Genomic DNA, 25,878 nt, shown 5'->3' on the forward strand with positions numbered 1-25,878 from the left:
CTAGACTTTTATAGTTAAATAATGCTATTTAAAGTATATATTCATTAACTATAGACCCCCTCGTTTTTATGCTAATAACCTTACCTATATCAGAGCTCGTCCCCGGCATGTACGTTAATAGCGTTACTAAGCAGCAAGAAAGTGCAGATAGTATAAAAATTAAAACCAGTGGTTTGGTTCGCGATAAATCAATCATTCAGCGTTTAATTACCGAAGGGGTGCTTGAGCTTCTCATCGACTTTACAAAAAGTGATGTCGCCGTACCAACTAAATACAAAGAAAAACAAAAACCACAAGCTCCTATAGCAAAGCAGGAGAAGCCAGTTAAGGCAAAGATTGCTATAAGCTTAGAGCAAGAGTTTGCAAAAGCCAGTGTGAGTTATGATGCGCACAACAGAAAACTACAAAGTATTTTTGGTGATTTAACTTCTGGTTTATCACTTAATATTGAAGCGCTTAATGAAATAAGTAATGAAATAGTAAGCTCAGTATTTCGTAATGAGCACGCCATGACTATTTTAACTCGGATCAAAGATAAGCACAGTTACAACTGGCGCCATATGATCAACTGCACCATTTTTACAGCGGTGTTTGCTAAATACTTAGGTTATAAACGCGCTGTTGTGCAAGAGCTTGCAATGGGGGCTTTAATGCATGACTTAGGTCAAGCAAAGTTACCGCAAGGTATATTTTCCAAGCCAGGAAAAGTCACGGGTAACGAAATGACGGCAATAAAAAAGCATGTTGTACAAAGTTTAGGATTGTTAAAAGGCGGAAAAGGTATTACGCCTTTAATGCTAGATATGATTGTAAATCATCATGAGCGTCTTGATGGTTCAGGCTATCCAAGAGGTGTAGATGAGAGCAAATTAAGCCGTCCAGCTCGAATCATTGCGATTGTAGACGTCTACGATGCACTGACAGCAGATAGACCGCATCAAGAGGGTGATGAGCCAATTAATGCGCTTCGCTATTTGTTGGCTAACAAACAGCTGTTTGATGCAGAGTTAGTGCAGCTATTTATTAAGTGTTTAGGTGTACACCCAGTAGGGACTATTGTTAAGTTAACCAATGAGCGTTTGGCGTTGGTGCTAGAGGGCAATCATTCAAACCCTATTAAACCCAAAGTGAAGCTTTTTTACAATGCTAAACATAACCACCATGTTACCGCAAAAGATATTGATTTAAGCTTAAATAATAACGACATAAAAATACAGGCAAGTGTAAAACCGGCTGATTACAAAATTAATTTGCCTCGACTTTTAAAAGAGCATTTGCTTCTTTAGTGTTTTTACACCGCCTTTTTTTATTAGCTTTAACAGAAATAAACCCACCTAAAAAACAATTTCCCATGAGTGTTAACCACAATAGCGTACCTAGCTCTACATGTAATGCTGAGCAGCAAAAACCTAAAGAGGTAAGCGCCGTAGCAATAGCCGCAAGCCAATATTGATTAACCGGATTGTCACACTGTCCTGCACGTGTACAGGCGCAATAATTTGCCTTGTAAAAGAAATAAACACTTACACCGCAAAAAATAAGCCCAGCAATAATAAGTAAAATGATCACTGTTTTCTCCCTTTGTGATTTTATTGGCAGTGTAAATTGCAATGCATAGCAAGTCAATGCAAATGAGAATTAATTGCATTAGAGTATATACTCTAATAACACACTTCTGCTCCGATGAGTTTTAAATAGTTGTTAAATTGTAGTTAAAAAACGTGTTTTTTGGCGTTTTTTAACGTTTTAGTAGAGTTTTTTATAAAAAATTAAGGTAGGGTACGCGGGTTTGAAATCCTAATAACAACACACACAGCTATCCAAACAGTAAGTTTGGTCAAGGAAACAACAATGAAATTTACTAAAACACTTATCGCAGCATCGCTTGCATTTGTTTCAGCTGATACCTTTGCAGCGGCTTTTCAGCTTGCTGAGCAAAACGTATCTGGTTTAGGCCGTGCGTACGCAGGTGAAGCCTCTGTAGCAGACGACGCGTCTGTGGTTGCGCGTAACCCAGCATTAATGACCTTATTTAAAGAGAAGCAACTTAGTGTGGCAGCTATGGCTGTACTGCCTGATGTGAGCCTTAAAGGTACTGGTAATGGTTACGGTTTAGATAATAGTGTACTAAACGATGACAGCATTGCACCGAGTGCGATTATTCCGGCTGGTTATTTTACTATGCCAGTAAACGATAAAGTATCGGTTGGTTTTGGTGCATTTTCTAACTTTGGCCTTGCCACTGAATTTAATGATGATTATGCGGCAGGCCAAATTGCCGGTGAAACTGAAATTGTTACTGTGAATATGAATGCAAGCGTTGCTTATAAAGTATCAGAGCAGTTTAGTTTTGGTGTTGGTTTAAATGCAATTTATGCAGAAGCGAAGATTATTCGTAAGTTTGGTGTAGTACCTCCTGTAAACCCACTTATTGCTTCTATTCCTGCAAGTGCTGATGCGGTTAACCTTGAAGGTGATGATGTGGGCTACGGCTTAAACATCGGCTTAATGTATCAATTAGATGAAAACAGCCGTTTTGGTTTTAACTACCGCACAGAAACAGACATTACTTTTGAAGGCGAGTACTCGAATGAACTACCTTTACCTATTCCTGGTGGGTTAAACGGTCAAGTTGAATTACCTGGCTCTGTTGAAATTACATTACCCGCTATTGCTGAGTTTTCTGGTTCTCACCAGTTAGACGAAAAACTAGGCGTTCACTACAGCGTATTATGGACAGGTTGGAGCAGCTTTGATTCATTAGAAGCGCAAGTAACTAGCCCTACAGGTGACAAGTTTATTGCGTTTGAAAAAACAGAAGACTTCTCTGATGCAATGCGTTATTCAATCGGTGCTGATTACCAATACAATGAAAACTTAATGCTACGTGCCGGTGTTGCATTTGATGAGTCGCCAGTATCACAACAGCACTTATCAATTTCTATTCCTGATACAGACCGTTTTTGGTTCTCGTTTGGGGGTAACTACACGATTGATCAAAACTCAAACCTTGATTTAGGTGTGAGTGTATTACGTGGTAAAACGCAAAACTTTACTGAAAAAGTAGAAAGCGAAACGTTACCTCAGCAATGGTCTTTTGAATCAAAAGGTCATGCAGTATTGTTAGGCGCACAGTACAACTACACATTCTAATTCTACCTAGAACCTAGAACCTAGAACCTAGAACCTAGAGCCTAGAACCTAGACACAAAAAAGCCGCTCACTTTAATTAAAGTAAGCGGCTTTTTTAATACCTACTAAATTGCTTTAGTAGGTGACTAAAATTTATAAGCTTTCTATTTTAGCTTTTTGCTCAAGCAGCTTAGTTTTAGCATCTGTAAATTCAGCTAGTTTTGCATTTTCTTTAGCCAGTACGGTTTCAGGTGCGTTGTTAACAAACTTTTCGTTTGCCAGTTTGTTTTGCACTTGGGCTAGCCCTTTTTCTGCTTTTTCAAGTTGCTTATTAATACGTGCAAGCTCGGCTTCTACATCAATTAAGCCCGCCATGGGGATCATAATCTCAAGATTGCCAACATAAGAGGTTGCACACGCTGGAGCATCGTCTTTGTTGTCAAGCAGGGTAAACGCTTCAAGCTTAGCGAGTGATGCTAAGAATGATTCATTCTCGTTAATGCGGCGCATATCATCGCTTGATGCGTTAGCCAGTAAAACGCTAAGTGGTTTACTTGGGCTGATGTCCATTTCACCACGAATATTACGAATTGCTAAAATGAATTGCTTAACCCACTCTAAGTCATCCATTGCTTGTGCATCAACATTAGCTTGGTTATAAACAGGGAAACCCTGAACCATAATGCTGGTACCTGCTGTTTCAAGGCCCGCAAGTGGTGCTACACGTTGCCAAATCGTTTCAGTGATGTAAGGCATCATTGGGTGCATTAAGCGTAATAAGCTTTCAAGTACAGTAATAAGGGTATGACGTGTACCGCGTTGCTGTGCTTCATTACCTTTAAATAATACCGGCTTCGTCAGCTCTAAGTACCAATCACAGAACTGGTTCCAGGTGAATTCATACAGCGTGTTCGCCGCTAAATCAAAACGGTAGTTATCAAGGTGCTCAGTGTAGGTTTTAACCGTGGCTTCATATTGACCTAAAATCCAACGATCAGCTAACGAGTACTGCTTTTCGCTCTCGTTAAAACCACAATCTTGCTCTTCTGTGTTCATTAATACGTAACGGCTCGCGTTCCATAATTTGTTACAGAAGTTACGGTAACCTTCAAGGCGGTTCATATCCCAGTTAATATCACGACCGGTTGATGCCATGGCTGCTAAGGTAAAGCGCAGTGCGTCGGTACCGTGTGCTTCAATACCGTTTGCAAATACTTTGCGGGTATCTTTTTCAATTTTAGCGGCAAGTTTAGGCTGCATCATGTTGCCAGTGCGCTTTTGTACTAAGTCTTCAAGGCCAATGCCGTCAATCATGTCGAGTGGGTCAAGTACGTTCCCTTTAGACTTTGACATTTTATCGCCGTTGTCATCTCGTATTAAACCCGTTACATACACAGTTTTAAAGGGGACTTGTGGTTTGCCATTTTCATCTTTTATAAAGTGCAGCGTCATCATGATCATGCGCGCAACCCAGAAGAAAATAATATCAAAACCGGTTACCAACACGTCAGACGGGTGGAAGGTTTTTAAGTCATCGGTATTTTCTGGCCAACCTTGGGTCGAGAATGTCCAAAGTGCAGATGAAAACCATGTATCGAGTACGTCTTCGTCTTGGCTTAGCGCTACGCTGTCTGCAATGTTGTTATCGCGGCGTACCTCTGCTTCGTCACGACCAACGTATACGTTACCTTCGCTGTCGTACCAAGCTGGAATACGGTGGCCCCACCATAGTTGACGTGAAATACACCAATCTTGTATATCGTTCATCCACGAAAAATACATATTTTCGTATTGTTTGGGCACAAATTGAATATCGCCATTTTTAACGGCCTCTTTTGCAGGCTCTGCCAGTGGTGCAACACGCACATACCATTGGTCGGTGAGCAGTGGCTCAATTACAACACCTGAGCGATCACCGTAAGGCACAGTTAGGCTATGGTCTTCAATTTTTTCAAGTAAGCCCAGCTCTGCAAACTCTGCAACAATGGCTTTACGTGCGTCAAAACGGTCAAGGCCGTGTAAGCGTTCAGGAATGGGTGCATCAAACTCCAGCTCTTTGCCGTCAAAAGTATAGGTTTCACCTTTTGTTAAAATAGCCGCGTCTTTATTAAAAATATTGATCATCGGCATTTGATGGCGCTTGCCAACTTCGTTATCGTTAAAGTCGTGCGCTGGGGTGATTTTTACACAGCCCGTGCCTTTGTCTTTGTCGGCATGTTCATCGGCAACAATTTTAATACGACGATTTACAATTGGCAGTAAAACTTCTTTACCGATCAAATCTTGATAGCGCTCGTCATCTGGGTTTACCGCTACGCCTGAGTCACCTAACATGGTTTCTGGGCGGGTAGTAGCTACAACAATGTAGTCTTTACCGTCTTGCGTTTTTACACCATCAGCAAGTGGATAGCGTAAGTTCCACATGTGGCCTTGTTTGTCTTTATTTTCAACTTCAAGATCAGAAATCGCGGTATGTAATTTTGGATCCCAGTTTACTAGGCGTTTACCACGGTAGATTAGGTTTTCTTTATGAAGGCGAACAAATACTTCTTTTACGGCTTCAGACAGACCATCGTCCATAGTAAAGCGTTCACGATCCCAATCAACAGAAGCACCAAGGCGGCGAAGTTGTTTTGTGATCGTGCCGCCAGACTCGTTTTTCCATTCCCAAATTTTATCGATAAAAGCATCACGGCCTAAATCGTGGCGTGTTTTACCTTCTTCAGCAGCAAGCTTTCGCTCAACAAGCATCTGTGTGGCAATACCTGCGTGGTCAGTACCTACTTGCCATAATGTATTGTTACCTTGCATACGTTTAAACCGTGTTAGCGTATCCATAATGGTATCTTGAAAAGCATGGCCCATGTGTAAGCTACCGGTGACATTTGGCGGCGGGATCATAATTGAATAGGGGGTGCCTTGGCCAGATGGCTTGAAGTAGCCTTTTTGTTCCCAGTCTTGATAGAGAGACTGTTCAATATTTTGCGGATTGTAGGTTTTATCCATTACACTGAACCTTAAATAAGTACTTAAATGAGTTAGTTAGCTTTGTACGCAGTGAGCGTTAGCAATTAATATCTTGCGTGGTGATAGTGGCACCGAGTTGGCGTAGTTTTTTAAAGCGCTCACGAGCGGCTTGTTTGGCTACGGGCTCTACGGGTACAAAATCAAAAACTTGGTGAAACCGACGAATAAAATCCGGTAAATGATTGGCCAAGTTAATTAATACTTTACGGTTACCAACGGGTGGTGTTGTGCCTATTTCTACAGGTGCGCCGCCTTTTGGGCCTTCGCCTTGCAAATTGTGAGGTACAAAACTGTCGGCATCAAATGTCCAAATCGTTTCATCAATGCTATTGGCGGTTTCTTCGCTATCTACAAAAATAAAGACGCGTTGACCTAGTCGATACTGCTGCCCAGCTATTTGAGCTGCTAAAGCAAAATGATCATCGGCTTTTGCTAATGACTCATCTTGTTGCTTTAAAATGAAAAACTGAGCATTCATGTTCATTGTATCGGGATTTCCCATGACATTGATTGTGCTGTTATTAAATACACACAAATTAGGAAAGAGATTTTGCCATATAACGGGGTTTGCTTCAATTAATACCCAATAAATAAGGCGCTATAAAAGCGCCTTATTATATACTTAACAGCGAGCCTTGAAGCCCTATGGAGTTTATTAATCGTGAGTTGTTTCGTTAATGCCTGCTCGGTTTAATAAATATTGAGTGAGCATAGGAACAGGGCGACCCGTTGCGCCTTTTTTAGCACCGCTACGCCATGCTGTACCTGCCACATCCAAATGAGCCCAATGATACTTTTTAGTAAATTTAGATAAAAAGCACGCTGCAGTAATAGTGCCAGCCGCTCGTCCACCTAAGTTAGTAAAGTCGGCAAAGGGGCTTTCTAGTTGATCCTGATAATCATCCCATAATGGCAGTTGCCATGCACGATCGCCACTTTGATCCGACGCTTTTAATAAATCATGTGCCAGTGGATTATGATTAGCTAATAAACCTGTAGCGTGTGCACCTAAGGCGACAATACACGCACCGGTTAAGGTTGCAACATCAATGACGGTTTCAGGTTCAAAGCGCTCAACATAAGTTAGCGCGTCACATAATACTAAACGTCCTTCGGCATCAGTGTTGAGAACTTCAACGGTTTGCCCTGACATGGTTGTTAAAATATCGCCTGGGCGATATGCATTTGAGCTTGGCATATTTTCACAGCCAGCTAAAACGCCTATTACGTTTATAGGTAACTGCATTTGTGCAAGAGAGCGCATTGCACCAAGTACACCCGCAGCGCCGCCCATATCGTATTTCATTTCATCCATGGCTTCGCCTGGCTTGATAGAAATACCGCCTGAGTCAAAGGTTAAGCCTTTACCAACCAGTACAATAGGGGCTTGCTCATCACTTGCACCTTTGTAGTTAATAACCGACATTACTGACTCATTATCACTACCACGGCCTACCGCTAAGTATGAGTTCATGCCCAGCTCGGCCATTTTATCTTCGCCAATTAACTCAACAGTGATATTGTCAAAATTGGCCTCAAGCTCTTTAGCTTGCTCACCAAGGTATGCCGGATTACAAATATTTGGTGGCATATTGGCCACGTCTTTACATAGTTTACTACCCGCAGCAATAGCTAAACCATGCTCAATAGCGCTTTCACCTATAGGAAGCTCGCGGCGCGTAGGTACATTAAATACCATTTTACGCAGAGGGCGACGAGGATCTACTTTTTTACTTTTTAGCTGATTAAAAGTGTATAAGCAGTCTTGTGTTGTTTCTACAGCTTGGCGAACTTTCCAATAGGTGTCACGGCCTTTAACGTGTTGCTCAGTTAAAAAGCACACCGCTTCCATCGAGCCTGTCTCATTTAAGGTGTTAATAGTTTTTGAAATAATTTGTTTATATTGTTTGTCGTCAAGTTCGCGCTCTTTGCCACAGCCAACAAGCAAAATGCGTTCACTTAAAATATTCGGCACATGGTGTAATAGTAATACTTGCCCTGGTTTGCCTTCTAAGTCGCCACGGCGTAATAAGTTAGAGATATAACCATCACTGATTTTATCAAGTTGTTCACCAATGGGAGATAATCTGCGTGGTTCGTATACACCTACAACAATACATGCACTACGTTGTTTTTCTGGGCTACCACTTTTTACGTTGAATTCCATTGTCACTCCTGATTTTGAGTCATCTATAGCAACTAAATTGGGACTAAAAATGTATTTTCTAGTCTTTTTACCTAAGTTTTTAGGTTTAGCGCTAATAATAGTAAATTTTACTCGACTCTTACTGTGTATTTGAACTTTATATGCTTAAGGGTTACTAATGCAACATTATATCGTGATGTTAGGTAGGATAATTAATATTGATGGCTTATAATATGCACTTAATACTCATTTAAAATGAGTGAATTAACTAGTTCACTTATCGTTTTTTATTATTATATTGAAATTCCATGTTCAACAGGGGCGAATGTTGCTAATTTTCCGTTATTTGACCATTGAGGTTTTAAAATCGCAGGTCGCCGTATTTTTAACTTTAATGACTATTTTTTTGTCGCAAAAGTTTGTTGTTATTCTTGGTGATGCCTCAGAGGGCAGCATTCCTGCAAAGCTTGTATTTGCTATGATTGCGTTAAAATTACCGCAATTAGCTTCACTGATCTTACCGCTGAGTCTATTTTTAGGGATTATTTTAGCTTACAGCCGTATTTACGCTGATAGTGAAATGACGGTACTTAAAGCGTGTGGTGTAAGTGAGTGGTATGTTGTACGTATTACATTAATCTCAAGTGTTATTTTGGCTTTATTGGCCGCTGTACTTACATTATATATTGCGCCTTGGGCTAGTGAACAAGAATACCAACTAAAAGAACAAGCAAAAGCTGATGCTGGATTATCTGCACTTAGAGCGGGGCGATTCCAGCAAACCGGTAACGAAAAAGCGGTGGTATTTATTCACAACATTGAAAATGATGGTAAAGAGCTTAATAAAGTATTTGTTGCACAGCTGCCTGATAGTGAAAAAGATAACTTAGCGCGTTTAGTGTACGCTGAACAAGGCGTGGTTATTGAAGCGCAGAACGGTGAACAAAAGTTAGTGCTTACTGATGGCAAGCGTTACGAAACTAATGGTGAAGCACCCTCGCTAAACTTAACCGAATTTGATGGCTACAGTGTACAAATTCGCGAGCAAGAAATAGAACATCAACGTCGTAAATTAGAAGCGGTGCCAACCCGTGAACTTATGTCAATTAATACGCCCGAAGCAATTGCACAGTGGCAGTGGCGTTTGGCCATCCCACTTTCTATTCCATTATTAACTTTGCTGGCCGTGCCTTTGAGTGTAGTAAACCCTCGCCAAGGTAAATTTGCAAAATTAGTACCCGCTATCAGCTTGTATTTAGGCTATTTTATTTTACTTAATGCGGCCAAATTTGCGGTAGAAGATAGTAAAATTCCGCCATCAATTGGGCTGTGGTGGATTCACTTAAGCGCATTATTTATTGGTAGCTTATTAATTATAAAAGGTCGCCCGTTAGGTGCTTGGCTGAAGGCTGTTGTGACTAAGCGGGAGCGAAATATATGATGAAAACACTCGATTGGTATTTAGGCCGCAGTATTGTACAAACCACAGGTTTTGCACTTTTGGTATTAGTGGGCATAAGTACCTTAATTAAATTTATCGAGCAATTAAAGTCAGTAGGGCGTGGTAGTTACGACATAATGGCTGCTTTGTTATATACCATTTACAGTATTCCCGGTGATTTAGTGGTGTTTTTTCCTATGGCAGCGCTTATTGGTGGGTTAACTGGGTTAGGTGCATTGGCTTCAAATAGCGAATTGGTTGTAATGCAGGCAGCGGGTATGTCACGATTACAAATTATTGGCTCAGTAATGAAAACCGCTATTTTTATGGCCTTATGTGTAATGGCTTTAGGGGAGTGGGGAGCACCAGCTGCACAGCTTCATGCTAAAGAAATGCGCAATCAAGCAATTTATGGTGGCGATGTTTTTAATGCGCAAAAAGGGGTGTGGGCAAAAGATGGCAGTAACTTTATTAACATAGAAGATGTTGATCAAAATGGTATATTACGTGGCGTTAATATGTATTATTTTGATAAGTCACTGGCACTAACTCAAATTACCAAAGCAAAAGAAGCCGTAGGGCGCGATAACGGATGGTTGTTACGTGATGTAAATAAGGTCATGGTCAGTGAAGAGCTAATTACTACAGAGCAAGTTACTGAGGAGTTTTATCCATCAAAGCTAACAGCTGAAAAACTCGGCGTGGTATCAGTGAAGCCAGAATCATTGTCGTTCTCTGGGTTATGGTCGTATTTAGCTTATCTGCAGCAAAATGAGCAGGACACCAGTAGCTATGATTTGGCGCTATGGCGCAAACTCATGCAGCCCGTGTCGATTGCGGTAATGTTGCTAGTGGCGTTGTCATTTATATTTGGTCCTTTGCGAACGGTAACTATGGGCGCGCGTATTATTATGGGCGTTGTAACGGGGATAGTGTTTCATTTAACCAATGAGATATTTGGCCCTGTGGTGATGGTTTATCAAATCCCTGCAATTGTAGGTGCAGTTCTACCGAGTATTTTATTTACTGGGTTTGCCGCTTATTTAATGAATAAGCGTGTATAACGTTTAAATAAAAAACGCGGCCTTTGTTAAATGTGCCGCGTTTTTATTTAAAAGATCGAGTTTATTCGTTAATCAAGTTCTTTATATACACGTTTGTTTTCTTCTTTGGTCAGTGTAACAACCTCTGTTTTTGATAGGTAATCTTGTAATGCTTTTTTATTTTTAAAATCTACCAATACCACTAAATTCCCTAAACCCAATAATGCGCTAATGCTTCGAATAATTGCTTGTGGCCAGCTAATTAAGTTTCCCTGATGGGTTTGTACTTTTAATCGCCATGCTCGCATACCAATGGTTTGTCCGCTTTTTGTCCAAAAATAAGCAAAAAATACAATATTTACACCAACAAATAAGGCACTGCGAATACCAGATAATAATGGAGTTTCATCTATAAAACCTGCAGGGTCTAGGCCTTCGGTTTGTACAATAACACCCAGTGTAATTAAAATTTGGATCACAGCAAAATACAAAATAGCAGTCAGCATTGATAATGAAATAACGACTAAAGAGTCGTAAATCAATGAAGCAAAGCGACGCCAAAAGCCCGCACGTGGAAACTCACCAGACATAAACACACTCACAAAGTTAATATGCGCGCTAGTTTAGCAAATAGCGAGACAAATACTAGCCGCATCGTAGCCCGCTTTAATTGGGATATGTTAATGGTTGCTTAATTGTTAAGCGGTTGATCGTACTTAACACATAAAACGCTTGCCGCTTTGCTCATTGTTTGTATAATGCTAGGCATTGAGATGAAAGAGGGTACATAATCTTTCACTCTAAAGTGGTTTTTCTTTATCTTCTCATGCTTAGAAGGTCAAAGAAAAATGATGCCAGCGTGATGAAATTGGTATACATGGGGGATTCAAAATCCCCTGCCGCAAGGCGTGCCGGTTCAAGTCCGGCCGCTGGTACCACTTTTAATAGCCCTGACCAAATTGGTCGGGGTTTTTTTACGCCTTAAATTTGAGTTGCCGGACTTGAGCGGCACGTGAGGTGCCGCTGTTATAAGTAAAAGTCCGGCCGCTGGTACCACTTTTTATAGCCCCGACCAAATTGGTTGGGGTTTTTTTATGCCTTAAATTTGAGTTGCCGGACTTGAGCGGCACGTGAGGTGCCGCTGTTATAAGTAAAAGTCCGGCCGCTGGGTGAGAGTGAACCGAAACGTAGTTTTGCAGTGACTCGAAGTGAGTTCATGGATGAACGATGGATGCAGCTTCAGGGATGAATTATTTATTCAGCTATATACGTTATAGCCCCTGCTAGATTTAGCCGGGTTTTTTTTATGCCTGAAATTTGGCTTACAGCCCAAGCTAAGGACCTTTATGATTTGATCTCATTTTATTTTAATAACGTTTTATTAAATATTCTCACAGCATTACATTATTTACCGATATTAAAATACGTCGGGTTGTGTAATGTGTTTTGACTCGGGTATTATATGCCTTAACCTTTTGTTGCGAAAAAACATCATGACTCAATTAACCGCTAAACAGAATATTCAAGCTATTGTTAAAGCAATCAAAACCGAAGAAGCTTTGCTTCGCCAAAAACACCCACTATTAATGCATCAAAATATGATTGGCATGGCCATTTTGTTATTATCTCTGGGGGCGTTAATAGGCGTTGGTTCGTTGTACTATTTTGCTATTATTCCTGCTTGGGTATGTATTATTTTAGCAGCTATTGCGGCGTCAATTTCCCACGAACTTGAGCACGATTTGATTCATAAACAATATTTTAGCAATCAGCCATTTTTACATAATTTTATGATGCTAACCGTGTGGTTGATGCGCCCTAACACAATTAGCCCGTGGTATCGCAGAAAAATGCATTTACATCATCATAAAACCTCGGGTACTGAGCAAGACTTAGAAGAACGCTTGGTAGGAAATGGCATTAAAAATCCTTTTTTACGTGCGCTAGTGATTGTTGATGGCTTACTGGGTTTATTAATAAACGCAAAGCGCTTTAGTAAAGAAATTAAAGGGTTTAGCTTTTTTAACGTGTTCAATGCAGGATTTCCAATTACCACCGCTTATTTTGTTATTCTATACAGCGTAATCGCTTTTCATTTAATTAACTTATTTACCCCGCTCACGGCAAATTCACCAACATTATTGCTTGATGTAATGAATGTGTTTGAGTTTTTAATGGTGGTGTTGATTGTGCCTAATATTGTTCGTTCGAGTTCACTCAACTTTGTTACCTCAAGCATGCACTATTACGGTGGGGTAACTAATATGTTGCAACAAACGCATGTAATCACCAGTCGTTTGTTTATGCCATTTAATTTATTTTGTTTTAATTTTGGCCATACGCATACTATTCACCACTTTGTGCCAAACCAGCCATTTTATTTACGCCAAATGATCAGTAAAAAAGTTCTTGAAGTGATGCGCCAGCACGGCGTTCGTTTTAACGACTTTGCAAGCATAAAGCGAGCTAATTTGTATCAGTAAAACGACATTACAATGCAGCTAAACGCGCAACGACAATTAACTCAACAAGATGCGTTAGCACACTGTGTGCAGGCTATTAATGGGGTTGGCTTTGCGCAAAAGCTAATTAATTATATTGCGCTTTTAGTTGAGTTTGACTGCGCCGTTGTGTTGGCCTGTAGAGCAAACAAACACCCAGTTTATTTATTCGATTCTATAGATAAGCAGCGCGAGCTTTTATTTCAGCGTTATCTTACTAACTCGTATGTAAATGATCCTTTTTATACTGAGTTGGTTAACAAAGCGGAGGAAGGAGTATTTCGACTCGCTGATATAACCAGTTATCAAAATGAGCTGGCTTTTAAAGTATATCAACAGCAGTTTTATACTCGTACCGGTTGGGCTGATGAACTAAGTATTTGCATTAATATAGGCAATGGTCGTTCGATTATGATTTACCTTGGCTTATTAACCCAAATGCAGTGTTTCAGTGCGTCACACAAGCAACAATTAATTGCACATTTTAATTTAATTAAAGCACTTTGTAGTCAACATTGGGGCAGTCAGCTGTTACTATTAAATCAGTTTAGTAGCACCACTACTGGGCAGCTTATTGAAGGTGCTCTCACATCATTTGCTAATCAACAATTAACTGAGCGTGAGCATCAGGTTGCTTGTTTACTAGTGCAAGGTTGCGACTCTGCAGATATTGCTTTGCAGCTTGGGATCACACTAGGCACAGTTAAAAACCATCGAAAACGTATTTATGCGCAGCTGAATGTAGCTTCGTTAAGTGAATTTTTTCGATTGTTTTTAAATCATTTAATCACTATTAAATAAAACCCGTTTATATCCCTTTAGGGATATATTGTTGAGCTTGTAGTTTCATTAGTATTTTTCTAATAGATAACTTTGAGAAATACAATGACGGCACATTTACTTAACGATATTTCACAACGCGGCTTGGTCTCTCAGGTTAGCGATATTGAGCAGTTAACCCAAAAACTAGCAACCCCACAGGTGGTTTATTGTGGGTTTGATCCGACAGCGGGTAGCTTACATATTGGGCACTTAGTGCCATTAATTATGCTAAAACGTTTTATAGATGCGGGGCATCAAGGTGTCGCATTGATTGGCGGGGCAACAGGGCTGATTGGTGATCCAAGCTTTAAGGCTGTTGAGCGTACTTTAAATACTAAGCAAACCGTTGCTACTTGGGTTAATGCATTAACCAATCAGGTTGAAAGCTTACTTGCTCCACATATTAATCAATCATTGCAAATAAAAAATAACGCTGATTGGTTTAGTGGTGTTGATGTTTTGGATTTTTTCCGAGATGTGGGAAAACATTTTTCAATTAATAGCATGATTAATCGTGAGTCGGTAAAGCAACGCTTACAGCGGCCGGAACAAGGCTTATCGTTTACAGAGTTTAGTTACACCTTATTACAGGCGTATGATTTTGCCAAACTCAATAGCGAACTAGGCTGTACTATACAAATAGGCGGAAACGACCAGTGGGGTAATATTGTAAGCGGCATTGATTTAACTCGGCGTTTAAATAAGCAAACCGTGTTTGGGTTAACATTGCCACTTATTACCAAATCAGATGGTACAAAGTTCGGAAAAACCGAAGGCGGTGCTATTTGGCTCGACCCTAAAAAAACCTCACCGTATCGCTTTTATCAGTTTTGGCTCAATTGTGATGATAATGATGTATATAACTTTTTACGTTTTTACACTTTTTTATCAGTTAAAGAAATTGAAGCGATAGAAGCAAACGATATTATAAGCGGGCAAAAGCCTCAAGCGCAGCGTATTTTAGCCGAGCAATTAACTCGTTTTGTTCATGCAGAAGAAGGGTTAGTTAGTGCACGGCGTATAACTGAATTACTATTTAACGGGCAAATACACACACTTAGTTTGGCTGATTTAACACAGCTAGAACAAGATGGTTTACCAGTAACAATGATTGCTGATATTAAAACAAGTACAGCAGAACTATTAGTAAGCTGTGGTTTGGCAAGCTCTAAACGTGTAGCAAGAGAATTAATAGCTGCAAATGCAATAAAAATAAATGGTGAAGCTATTTCGATTGCTCAGAGTCAACTGGGGTTGGCGTTGTACCAACGCTTTTGGTTAATTCAGCGAGGGAAAAAGCAATTTAGGTTAGTTAAACTTAATTTATAAATGCGGGTCGTGTGTATTATCTCGTCGGATGACGCCAGCGGCTTATCCAACCTACGTTTATGTATACGTAGGTCGGTTAAGCGGCGAAGCCGCGCCACCCGACATCAATTCCCGACACAAATACACCCGATACAAATTCCCGAACATAAATTCATAAATCAATCTGTTTAATCGTCGGATGATACCTGTGGCTTATTGCACATGGCAATTGATCTCTTTATTCGCCTGTTTGAAATATTTCTGTAATATTTAGGTGTTCTAATGCGCTCTGAAACAAAAACGTCATTAAAATGCCACAATTGGCAAGACAAAAATTGAGATTTAAACATGAGTGAATCAAAGCAGAACACGCTATTAATTAAAACACTTAACTGGGCTGCCATCGCCTTTTTGGTTTATTTAGTCCTTGTGGCTGTGAGTACTGTAAGTGGTGGTTTTAAGTTAGCGTCGGGTGGCGCTCAAGGTGCGCAAGAAATTTTTGCTTTTGCAACTAATCCGTTTATCGCTTTATTGTTAGGTGCATTAGCCACCGCCTTAGTGCAGTCATCGTCTACGGTAACCTCCGTAACAGTAGGTTTAGTCGCTGGTGGCCTGCCATTAAGTATTGCTATTCCAATGATCATGGGAGCCAATATTGGCACCACCATTACAAATACCTTAGTGTCTATTGGCCATATTCGCTCAAAAGAAGAGTTTCAACGCGCGTTTGCAGCATCTACGGTTCATGACTTTTTTAACTTATTTGCTGTTATTATTTTTTTACCGCTTGAGATTATGTTTGGTTTACTCGAAAAGATGTCTGCTACTTTATCGCACCTATTTATTGGTGATGCAGACTTATCATTAAAGAGCTACAACTTCATTAAACCACTGGTTAAACCAGCTGTGGGTGTAATAAAAGACGCGCTGAGCTTTTTAGACACTAAAATGCTGGGTTTTGCTATGGTGCTAGCAGGCATTGGCTTGATTTTATTTGCCGTAACTACACTAGGCAAGCTACTTAAAAAAGCGCTGGTTGGTACGGCTAAAAATATACTGCATAGTGCTATTGGGCGTGGACCTATTGCGGGTATTACCTCGGGTGCGGCGGTCACTGTTATGGTTCAGTCATCATCAACTACAACGAGTTTAATGATCCCGTTGGCGGGTAGTGGTGTATTTACTACGCGTCAAATTTACCCATTTACACTAGGGGCTAACATTGGTACAACTATTACCGCTTTATTAGCTGCCACATCAATTACAGGGCCTATGGCTGAGGTTGCGTTAACAATTGCGTTGGTCCATGTTATGTTCAATGTATTTGCGGTTGCACTTATATACGGTATTCCAGTACTGCGTGAAATACCGCTTAAGTTGGCTGAAAAGCTAGCTGAAATTGGCACAAATAATAAATCAGCGGCATTAGGATATATATTAGGCTCGTTCTTTGTGGTGCCTGGTTTAATCGTACTTGCTGTTAGATAAACAAAAATAATTATATAAATCAATGCGCTATATAGTTTATATAGCGCATTATTTTACCACTGGTAACTTACAGACAACATGGCATTACGTGGTTTACCTGGGAAGTAACGATCACCAGTAAAGCTGGTGTAATCGGCGCGTTCAGCATAGGCAGTGTTGGTTAAGTTTATGATTCGCGCACTGAGTAATAGCTGTGAACTAATTTGCCATTGGCCGCGCAAACTTAAAATATCATGCCCTTGGTACATATGTAGGTTTTCAGGATCGGTAAAGTAGCGGCTAACATAGTGCCATTGCAGTGCAAGGTTAATACTCTCGTTGGCTTGCCAGTTAAAATCAATATTAGCGACCTTACGGGGCGCGGTATCTATATCGTTACCTTTAATATTTCCAGTGGTTTGCTCATTCGAATAAGTATGCTTGGCATAAGTGCCTGCAAAATTAACCGATAAGTGCTGGTTAAAGCTATGCGCTAATTCAAGCTCAATACCGCGATGCCGAGTTTGACCATCATTAACGGTAAAAAAGTCACTGTCGCGATAGATGGTGTTGTGTTTGCTCATCGCATACATCGATAAGCCATAGCGAGTATTGTTGTACACCCCTTTTATACCTAACTCAGCATTATTTGCTATTTCAGCGTCTAAGTCGGCAGTACTTTGCTCGCGTTGTAATTGATAGAGCTCAGCCGCTTGGGGGGCTCGATAGCCTCTTGAAAAGTTAGCGTATAATGTATTGTTAGCATTAAATTGATAGCTTACTCCAAGTTTGGGGGATAGGTTACTAAAACTGTTTTTTGTGCTTTCTGGGCGGCTATAACGACATCCACCAAAACCACATTCGTTGCCATCCTCTTTTGTACGCCCTGCAAGCATATTATTTTGATAGTCATATTGCATGTGCTCATAACGCAGTCCTGCGCTAATAAGCCAGTCATTAAGCTGCCAATCAATAGCGGCAAATGGGGCATATAAGGTAGCATCTACTTGGTAATCGTAATGTTTACCTTGCGGCACAGTGGCCACTAAAAACGCAGAGCCTTGGGTGGGGTTATCTTGGGTTTGTAAAAAATCGGCTTGGGTAAACTCACCATCAAAGCCAAGCTTTAAGTTCGTATTGTCGTTCACATTATATTGATAAAGCGATTGTAGGCCAAACCCCGTTTGACTGTTTTTTTCAAGTGGTGTGCCGGGTAAAAAGTGTTTGAAAAAGTCCATGCTTTGGTCACGAATATAAGGAGTAACAACAAGCGTGTTCTCACCTAATTGCCAGCTTGCTTTACTCCAAGCCCTAAGCGATCGGGCTTTTCTAAAGGCGTCAGGATCAAAATTTTGCTGTGCAATATCTTCATCTTTATAGCTTTGAAAGCCACTAATATATCCTGCGGTTTGTTGGTCTAAGTCGGTATAGGTCAACCCCGATATCAAACTTAAGTTGTTGTTAGCGTATCGATGTCGCACATTTATTTTTTGTTGTTTAACGCTTTCATCATCTCGGTAACCGCCATCATCGGTAAAGCTGGCATTAATACCGAACCCTGAATTATCCATAGCATGGCCTGCACGCAATTTATAGCGAGCATAACCGTAAGAGCCATAATCAACACCCAGTAAACCACCACCTTGGGTCGTGTCTGGTGTAATGACGTTAATTACGCCATGCACTGCATTTGAGCCATACAGTGCAGAGCCTGGGCCTTTTAATACTTCAATACGCTGTGCCATTTCGCTATGCGCTTCAAACAGCTCATTAATATTACAAAACCCAGCTGCACGAAGTGCAATACCATCTTCAGCAGTTAAAATCCCTCCACAAGCCCCCGTACCAGAAAGCACCTGCGAGCGTAGGGCGGGTAAATATTCTTGACCATTACCACGTTGTACATTGGCACCTGCAACGCGTTGTAGTGCTTCTTCTACATGGGTAGGGGCAATAAGCTCAAGCTGTGATTCACTTAATACACTGATCACCAAAGGCAATGGGGTGGAAAGCGCTTCACTACGTGATGCTGTGGTGGTGATACGTTCAATTGATTGCGCTGTATCTTCAGCACACGCACTATTAATTAAACTTAACTGACTGCATAACAATAAAGGGGGTAAATAGTAATATTTCATAAATTCCAGCACATTGGCAAGTTGATAAGTTTAGGGTAGGGGATTTTGTGAATTGGTTAAAGCACACTCAACCTATAAACCCGATAAGTAATCGATAAAACAATACAAAAAATACCCGGAAAAACTAAAGTGAGCACTGAGTAAAGTTTAAATAGTAATACACCAGCCACTCCGCCGGCTAAAAAACCAGCAATAATTAAGACAAAGACCAAGCACTTTCTGCTGTCAAAAGCTTCCCCTTTGAGGGCTTTACCAAGCATTAAACCTAAATCGGTAAAAATACCTGTTAAGTGGGTAGTACGCACAACAGCACCACTGTAGTTTGTGGCTAAAGCATTTTGTAAACCGCAGGCAGCAGAGGCGAGTGTAAGTGCGTAAGGGTAGGAATGTTGAAGTAGCTGTGCGCTTACCAGTAGTAAAATACCCTCAATAAATAATAACGTATCGTAATGGCGTCCTAACTTAAGTGACCCGCCTGAGAGCATTAACCCTGTTAATGTTGAGCCGAGTATAAAGCTCAGTACAATCGCAATTAAAAATAACGCTGCATTGATGTTGGTAGTAAGTTCAATAGCTAATGAGGTAATCGACCCCGAAACATGAGAAATTGCTTGCTGTTCAAATCCTAATAAGCCTACAGCGTTTACCATACCGGCAATAAAAGCGAGGGTAAATGCACCATATTCAACCCACTTAGGTAGTTTTGTAAACATCCTTTAAGCCCCAGTTTCAGTATGTAGGTTTATCATACACTTAATTAAAGTTAATAAATAAAAAGAGATTATATTTTTAACATAACAACCGAGTGATGATCGCTAAATTTAACTTTTGCGTATCAACAAAATTTGGAATAAATATGTTTAACCAAGAACAGCAATCACGCATTATAGAAATGGCATGGGAAGATAGAACACCGTTTGAAGCCATTGAAAATCTTTATGGGCTAAATTACTCGCAATTAGTTAACTTTATGCGTGACCACATATCTAGTGGCTCATTTAAAGTATGGCGTAAGCGCCATGCTGGGCGTAAAACTAAACACCTAAAGTTGCGCGATCCCGCGATTATGCGAAGCCATTGTAAAACCCAGTATAAAAATCGTTAATTTGATACGCTTTTGTATTTAGGGGGAAAGAGCTTGCAAATGCAAGCTCTCAGTTAGCTACTGACCTAAATTAAACTGATAGCTATGCTCAGCAAGTGCGTGTTGGTTGCCAACGGCATAAGTTGCAACGTCTACTTCTCCTGCTGGGCTGATATTAAATACACGATACATAGGATTGTGGCGTGTCTCATCAGGAATTTTAGTGCGCTCTAGGGCAGGGATATGTAAGTAGTGTACTTTGTCGATTTTTTTAGAGTGATTCACTCTGTCCATGTCCATATGTAAATCACCAGAGATTACTGCTTTTAGATTTGGCTGTGCAATAACGTCGGCAAATTTTATGTTGCCAATCCCTTTATCTGCATTCTCAGGGTAAACGCCTTTTTGTGCGCCGTGAACAACGAGTAAAACCGGTTTTGGGTTGAGTTGTTTTAGTTGCTCAAGAACCCATGAGACCCCTTTGTTATTAAAGTCACGGCCGTGATCGGGTGATGCAAGTACAATCGCTAGGTCGTCAAACTCTAAAACATACTTATCTGATTTAATAGTCGTTTTACCTTTATTCCATAAATTGGCAAAGTGTAAAAAACGTGTCACTGCGTCGTCTGCACCATGTTCTTCATTGCCCATAATTGGGTAAAAAGGCAGTGTTAGGCGCTGTAATTCAGGTGTTACATTATTATATTGCAGCATAGTGCCTTTGTGGGGAATGTCGCCTACACCTAATACAAAGTCGATTTTATTTTCGCCGGCTAGGCGGTTTACATCATCAACGGCACGCGCTAAATGAGGAAATTCTGCAACGGGTTTAGGCTCTGCGTCACCGAGTACTGCAAAACGAATGCCAGATTCTGCTGTGTGCGTATTTTGTGCGCAGAGCGTGCTACTTAATAATGAAATAGTGATTAAAAGTAGCGCTTTTAATGTAAATATTAGTTGTGTCATGTTTGCCTCATAAATACCTGTTAAGGTTATTGTTTTGTTATAAATGTGTATGTTTACTTTTAATTAGCGTGAGCACTTTGCTCAATCAGTGCTTGCACCTTACGCCAATCGATTATTTTAAAGTTTTGGGGTTGTTGTGGTAGACGGTTACGGCCATCTTGCACTATCATCACCCCTTGTGGGTAACCTGGCAGTGCAGCTGCTGTGACGGTAAGGCCATCGGTTTCCGACACGCCATCAATGCCGCTACTTAAATCCATATCGATTCTAAAGTTAGCCAGTATTGGGTAGTCATCCCATAAACCATATACAACAAAGCTGTCGTTGCCTTGGCTCGAAACCACTAAGTAGCTGGCGTTTTCACCATGGTAGACTTCCATGCCTTCCACATCGTCTTTTAAAATCTCACCAACATGGCTGATAAGTTGCGGTTGAGCGGTCGGGGTTGGTTCGGCATCTATTTGCCAAATTCCAGCATCTTCTTCACCCATGTAAAGCAGGCTTGTTTTGTCATCGGCGCTACACCCCTCTGGTTGACTAGGAAGGGCAAACTCTCTGACTTTTTTGGCAACAATGTTAGGTGTGGTTGCACTAATGCGATACTGCTGATAACGACCGTCTTTATCGTTTACAAATACATAGCTACCCGAGTCAGATTGATACATACATAAACCATAAATATCAGTAAGATCGGTGGCTATATCACCTAGATGCTCAACATTGCGTTGTGTATCTAATGCAAATACGCTAATGCTGCTGTTGGTTCTATTACTGGCGGTGATCAAGGTATTGAGGGGGCTGTTAATACCAGAATGTTGGCGAATATCAACGTTGTTAATTCGGCCAATTTCCAAGCTTTGTAATAGTGTGCCATCAAGTGCATACACCATCAGTCCAGCACGTTTGTCGGTACCTAAAATAAGGCTGTTGGCAGGATTTTGCTGATCAACCCATATTGCAGGATCATCAGCTGCATCGCCAAACCTTGCAACAGGATCCGTTTGTGCATCGGCGGTAATGGTAGTAATGAGCGCGTGTTTAAGCGGTTTTTGAGGAGTAATCTCTTTTATATTTAGTTGCCAATAGTTGTCATTTTCAGCATCAAAAGCGACTGCCTGAAACTGTTGGTTATGCCAAGTAACGCTTAGAGTTTCTGGCTCTGTAAGATCACTAAGTGTGATTGTTTGAGTTAAACCCGTTGTTGGCTGCACAACATGCAATTGTTGGCTTTGTGGGGTGGTGATCCATACTGAGCCTTCAGGTGTGACCGACACATCGGTGACTTCCCCTTGTAATGTACCAAATGGACGGGTAGCAGCAACTAGGGTGCGTATAGGATCAGACTCCGGATTGGCATTGTATTGCCAAACGCCGATATTGCCTTCAACCAAGTAAAGTTGCTCGCGCTTATCATCAACCGCGCAACTTTGCACTTCAGGGACGCCAGTAAAGCTGCGTATTGGCTGAATATCAATGAGTTGTTGTTTAGCATCGTAAATCATAAACTGATGTACTTGGCCTACAGCATCGGCTGTAAATAATGATATATCACCAGATGGCTGACGAAATAGGCACAGTGTTTCAAGTTGGCTGTGCTCAAAGGGTAAGCTGCCTTGCAGGGTAAAAGTATGATCTTGCGTAAGGCTCAACAGCTTTATGGTGTTTTGCTCGTTGTCGATAGTGGCTATTAAGGTATTTGTTTGCTTGTTAATGGTCACGTTATCGCGCACCGCTAATGCTTCAAAGTTACCACTAAAGCGGCTAATTGGTTGCGCCTGGTGATCAAGCAATAATAAACCTTGGCTTTCACTGGTGAGCAGCCATTTTGATTGTGAGCCACTTAACAGAATACCGCGTTTACCTCTTAATGCATGTTGTGAATAAAGAGGCTCAGAGTCAAGCATTGTAATAGCGCTTTCTTCTTGTTGTACACTACAACCAGTAATAGGAAGCAGCAATAACAACATGGCTGTGGTTAGGAAGTATTTCATTCATGTCCTTGTTTAGCTGTTGTTTTGAGCGGCTTTACAATAAAGCCGACTCATGATTAAAATGTGCGTATGTCATAATGCTTTTTGGTGTTACATTTTCCAGGTAAAACCAAGTTCAAAGGTGCGGCCATATTCTTCGTATTGCGCATTGCGATTACGCTCAGAGAAGTAGTTGTAAAATGGCTCATCAGTGATATTGATAGCGTTAAAATATAAGTTCATGTTTTGATTTATATAATATTTACTAGAGAAGTCTAATTGCTGGTGGCTGTCTTCCATAAGTAGTAAGTCGCCGTCTATTTCTTCTAGGTTTTCACTTTTATGGGTCATTGTTAGACGTAAGTTCCACGTTTGGTTTTCGTAGCCCACAGTTAGATTACCAACCCGATCAGCTTGATTAGGCAATGTGGTTTCAAAGCGTTCGCCATCGAGTAAAGTAACGGCTTCAGAGTCAGAAAAAGTAGCGTTAGCGGCCAGTAGTAAGCCATTTTCAAAGGTTTTTACCCAAGAAAATTCAATCCCTTGTAAGGTGGCTTTATCCCCATTAATAGGTTGTATAACTTCGTCAAAACCTTGCCATTGCGGTTGGTCAGCCACATCGGCGTAAATAACAAAATTGCTAATGTCTTTATAAAAGTAGCCCGCCGATAGCGCGCCAATGCCACCAGGATAATATTCAAGAGTGAAGTCGATATTGTCTGACTCAAACGGTTTAAGATCGGGGTTACCGACACTGGCTTCGCGCTCTGTTATCAAAGCGCCGTCATCTTCAGCGGTTTTTGATTCTATAATTTGATAAGCTGCAGACTCTTCAAACTTTGGTCGGGAAATTGTTTGTGTATAAGCAAAGCGTGAAATTAACTTTTCGCTTATGTTATAGCGCACATTCACACTCGGGAGTAAATAGTCATAATCTCGTTCTACTTGCCATGGGGTAACGTCTAATTGCTCACGATCGGTTAGTCCGTCTTCTATTAGTTCAACTTTATGTCCTGATGTACTAAATTGGGTTTTTTCATAGCGAAAGCCTGCTACAATTCTTAGCTGATCAATGTCAATTTTGCCCATAATATACGCGGCAAAAATGTCTTCTTTATTAATAAACGACTCACCTTTAGACTCAATATCGGAATCTAATTGGGCAATGTCAAAATTAGCTCGTTGGCTGTTAAAAAAGCGGCGTAATTCACGCTTGTTTAAACCGTCACCAAATTCTCCTAATCCCCACTCAGGTGAGCTGTCAGCGAACATTCCCGAGTCAATATCGTCAAAGTTGCCATCAAAGAAGGTTACTTGCGTTGTTTGTTGTTTCTCGCGGCTACGATATTTGCTACCAAATTTGACTTGGCTTGGATAATTTAAAAATGTTAAATCTTTGGCTAAATCAAATTTAAAGCTGTATTCCTTATCGTTAGCTTGATTATTAGCATATTCAATTTCGTCGAGTTCATAGTTGGCAAGTTCTGATACACCCGCTTGCTGCTCTACGTGAGGAATTTGGCCAAGTAAATCCGAGCTAATTGCAAACCCGTCGGTTTTAAATGTGTAGTTTAATGCCTCTGGTTCGTCTTCTGATGATTTCGAATAGCCCGCTTGATAGGTGAGTAGCCATTGATCTATTTGATGTTCAGCGCCGGCAGTAATTGAAAAAATTTGCTGCTCTTCAAAACGGTCTTTAGAGCTGCGCTCGATTTCAGAATCATCACCAGCAAAGGTAAAGGCATTTGCTTGCCTAAATTCGGTATCTGAAAATTGGCTGTAAAGTGTGCGTAAATAATACTGATTATTAAAGTCTGGGCGATAATCTAGATTGACCGCTGTCCCTAAGCGTTCTCGGTTGATTTTGTAATGACGTTGCTCTACTTCATCGTCGCCATTGCTTTCTATGTTATCTGAGCCGAAGTCACGGTCAGACCAAGATACGGCCGCGGCAATACCTAACACATCATCAATATTGCCAAAGCTGTAGCGATTAGTATAGCTGGCAGACACCTTTGGGCTGGTATCACTTCTGAGTTGATTGTGGCTTGCCTGTAGCGTTACACTGGCCGATTCGCCAGCGCGGTCAAAGGCACTCAAGCTTTTAATTTCGACACTACCACCAATGGCGTCTGCGTCCATATCGGGTGTCACTGATTTAGATACTTCTAAACCTTCCACTAACTCTGAGGGAAACACATCTAACGCCACTGAGCGCACACCCGCTTCAGGTGAAGGGATATTAACGCCATTCACAGTAACATTATTAAGATTAGGATCTAAACCGCGAATACCAACAAAACGACCTTCACCTTGATCTCGTTCAATCGATAAACCAGGTAGTCGCTGCAGTGCTTCGGCAACATTTTGATCAGGGAATTGGCCAATAGCATCGGATGACACAATTGATTTGATACTGTCGGCACTGCGCTGCATATTAAGCGCGCCAGCCTGACCTGCTCGTTGGCCGTATACCACGATGTCTTCGCTTACCGTATTGCTTTGCGCTAGTGTAAATTCGCCGCTGAGCGTTTTGTTTTCTTCAATAAAAATTGTTTTTACAATGGGGGCTGCGCCCAAGTAAGAAATTTCTAAGGTGTAATTACCTGGCTCTATATTGTTAAAGCGAAAGCTGCCATCACGGCGGGTTTGCGTGGTGAGATTTAACTCTTTAATTTTGACTTGCGCACCCTCAAAGTAGACCTGCTTGTTACTGTCACTTAATGTTCCAACAAAGTTTCCTGGTTCTGCGTAGGCACTTGTACTAAGCATCGCGGCTAAGCAGGCCGAGGAGAGGATAGATAATTTAAATTTCATGAGCGCATTCCTTGGT

Annotated in this window: 19 protein-coding genes and 1 tRNA gene; 10 read left to right on the forward strand and 10 right to left on the reverse strand. The window is 40.9% G+C overall.

Annotated features, from left to right (window positions below; translation table 11 throughout):
- The first annotated feature begins 68 nt into the window (after positions 1-68).
- Positions 69-1,286 carry an HD domain-containing phosphohydrolase gene (locus tag KG708_RS14620; protein WP_213610925.1) on the forward strand — a complete coding sequence of 406 codons (1,218 nt, stop codon included), beginning with the start codon at positions 69-71 and terminating at the stop codon, positions 1,284-1,286.
- On the opposite strand, the gene KG708_RS14625 is transcribed toward KG708_RS14620, so the two are convergent.
- Positions 1,246-1,569, reverse strand: a complete 324-nt coding sequence (locus KG708_RS14625) for a hypothetical protein (RefSeq protein WP_213610927.1) — start codon at positions 1,567-1,569, stop codon at positions 1,246-1,248. The genes KG708_RS14620 and KG708_RS14625 overlap by 41 nt on opposite strands.
- Positions 1,570-1,851: 282 nt before the next feature.
- On the opposite strand from KG708_RS14625, the gene KG708_RS14630 reads away from it, so the two are divergent.
- Entirely contained in the window at positions 1,852-3,153 is a 1,302-nt protein-coding gene (locus tag KG708_RS14630; RefSeq protein WP_213610929.1) for an outer membrane protein transport protein, read from the forward strand.
- 132 nt (positions 3,154-3,285) lie between these two features.
- Here the strand turns inward: KG708_RS14630 and KG708_RS14635 are convergent, their stop codons facing one another.
- The 3 genes from KG708_RS14635 to pepA form a co-directional block, all read right to left on the reverse strand.
- Complete coding sequence (locus KG708_RS14635; protein WP_213610931.1) at positions 3,286-6,138, reverse strand: valine--tRNA ligase; 2,853 nt, start codon at positions 6,136-6,138, stop codon at positions 3,286-3,288.
- A 58-nt stretch (positions 6,139-6,196) separates the two neighbouring features.
- A complete protein-coding gene (locus KG708_RS14640) occupies positions 6,197-6,643 on the reverse strand; it encodes a DNA polymerase III subunit chi (RefSeq protein ID WP_213610933.1) in 447 nt (148 codons plus the stop codon).
- A gap of 171 nt (positions 6,644-6,814) precedes the next feature.
- Positions 6,815-8,326: a leucyl aminopeptidase gene (gene pepA, locus KG708_RS14645; protein ID WP_213610935.1), complete on the reverse strand. Its 1,512-nt coding sequence runs from the start codon at positions 8,324-8,326 to the stop codon at positions 6,815-6,817.
- Between the two features lie 307 nt (positions 8,327-8,633).
- Between pepA and lptF the strand changes: the two genes are divergently transcribed.
- The gene (lptF, locus tag KG708_RS14650) at positions 8,634-9,746 is read left to right on the forward strand and encodes an LPS export ABC transporter permease LptF (protein ID WP_213611121.1); all 1,113 of its coding nucleotides are present in this window, start codon (positions 8,634-8,636) and stop codon (positions 9,744-9,746) included.
- Positions 9,743-10,810 carry an LPS export ABC transporter permease LptG gene (lptG, locus tag KG708_RS14655; protein ID WP_213610936.1) on the forward strand — a complete coding sequence of 356 codons (1,068 nt, stop codon included), beginning with the start codon at positions 9,743-9,745 and terminating at the stop codon, positions 10,808-10,810. Before lptF ends, lptG begins: the two co-directional genes overlap by 4 nt.
- 68 nt (positions 10,811-10,878) lie before the next feature.
- On the opposite strand, the gene KG708_RS14660 is transcribed toward lptG, so the two are convergent.
- Positions 10,879-11,379, reverse strand: a complete 501-nt coding sequence (locus tag KG708_RS14660; protein ID WP_213610939.1) for an RDD family protein — start codon at positions 11,377-11,379, stop codon at positions 10,879-10,881.
- A 263-nt stretch (positions 11,380-11,642) separates the two neighbouring features.
- On the opposite strand from KG708_RS14660, the gene KG708_RS14665 reads away from it, so the two are divergent.
- The 5 genes from KG708_RS14665 to KG708_RS14685 all read left to right on the forward strand — a co-directional run bounded on the left by KG708_RS14665 (position 11,643) and on the right by KG708_RS14685 (position 16,908).
- Positions 11,643-11,727, forward strand: a tRNA-Leu gene (locus tag KG708_RS14665).
- A gap of 555 nt (positions 11,728-12,282) precedes the next feature.
- Positions 12,283-13,272: a fatty acid desaturase gene (locus KG708_RS14670; protein ID WP_213610941.1), complete on the forward strand. Its 990-nt coding sequence runs from the start codon at positions 12,283-12,285 to the stop codon at positions 13,270-13,272.
- Positions 13,273-13,284: 12 nt separating this feature from the next.
- Positions 13,285-14,091, forward strand: a complete 807-nt coding sequence (locus tag KG708_RS14675) for a LuxR C-terminal-related transcriptional regulator (protein WP_213610943.1) — start codon at positions 13,285-13,287, stop codon at positions 14,089-14,091.
- 84 nt (positions 14,092-14,175) lie between these two features.
- Entirely contained in the window at positions 14,176-15,441 is a 1,266-nt protein-coding gene (tyrS, locus tag KG708_RS14680) for a tyrosine--tRNA ligase (protein WP_213610945.1), read from the forward strand.
- Between the two features lie 327 nt (positions 15,442-15,768).
- Positions 15,769-16,908 (forward strand): Na/Pi symporter, encoded by a 1,140-nt coding sequence (locus tag KG708_RS14685; RefSeq protein WP_213610947.1) that lies wholly within the window; start codon positions 15,769-15,771, stop codon positions 16,906-16,908.
- 53 nt (positions 16,909-16,961) lie between these two features.
- Here KG708_RS14685 and KG708_RS14690 read toward each other — a convergent pair whose 3' ends face one another.
- Both KG708_RS14690 and KG708_RS14695 read right to left on the reverse strand, forming a co-directional pair.
- A complete protein-coding gene (locus tag KG708_RS14690; protein WP_213610949.1) occupies positions 16,962-19,025 on the reverse strand; it encodes a TonB-dependent receptor in 2,064 nt (687 codons plus the stop codon).
- 56 nt (positions 19,026-19,081) lie between these two features.
- Positions 19,082-19,738 carry a YoaK family protein gene (locus KG708_RS14695; RefSeq protein ID WP_213610951.1) on the reverse strand — a complete coding sequence of 219 codons (657 nt, stop codon included), beginning with the start codon at positions 19,736-19,738 and terminating at the stop codon, positions 19,082-19,084.
- A gap of 143 nt (positions 19,739-19,881) precedes the next feature.
- Between KG708_RS14695 and KG708_RS14700 the strand changes: the two genes are divergently transcribed.
- Complete coding sequence (locus KG708_RS14700) at positions 19,882-20,130, forward strand: TIGR03643 family protein (RefSeq protein WP_213610953.1); 249 nt, start codon at positions 19,882-19,884, stop codon at positions 20,128-20,130.
- Positions 20,131-20,187: 57 nt separating this feature from the next.
- On the opposite strand, the gene KG708_RS14705 is transcribed toward KG708_RS14700, so the two are convergent.
- The 3 genes from KG708_RS14705 to KG708_RS14715 all read right to left on the reverse strand — a co-directional run bounded on the left by KG708_RS14705 (position 20,188) and on the right by KG708_RS14715 (position 25,862).
- Positions 20,188-21,075, reverse strand: a complete 888-nt coding sequence (locus KG708_RS14705) for a metallophosphoesterase (RefSeq protein WP_213610955.1) — start codon at positions 21,073-21,075, stop codon at positions 20,188-20,190.
- Between the two features lie 59 nt (positions 21,076-21,134).
- The gene (locus KG708_RS14710; RefSeq protein ID WP_213610957.1) at positions 21,135-23,066 is read right to left on the reverse strand and encodes a phytase; all 1,932 of its coding nucleotides are present in this window, start codon (positions 23,064-23,066) and stop codon (positions 21,135-21,137) included.
- A 90-nt stretch (positions 23,067-23,156) separates the two neighbouring features.
- Positions 23,157-25,862, reverse strand: coding sequence for a TonB-dependent receptor (locus KG708_RS14715; RefSeq protein WP_213610959.1), 2,706 nt, complete (start codon positions 25,860-25,862; stop codon positions 23,157-23,159).
- Positions 25,863-25,878 lie beyond the last annotated feature (16 nt).

This window comes from Pseudoalteromonas sp., from assembly GCF_018402495.1.
Classification (GTDB): Bacteria; Pseudomonadota; Gammaproteobacteria; order Enterobacterales; family Alteromonadaceae; genus Pseudoalteromonas.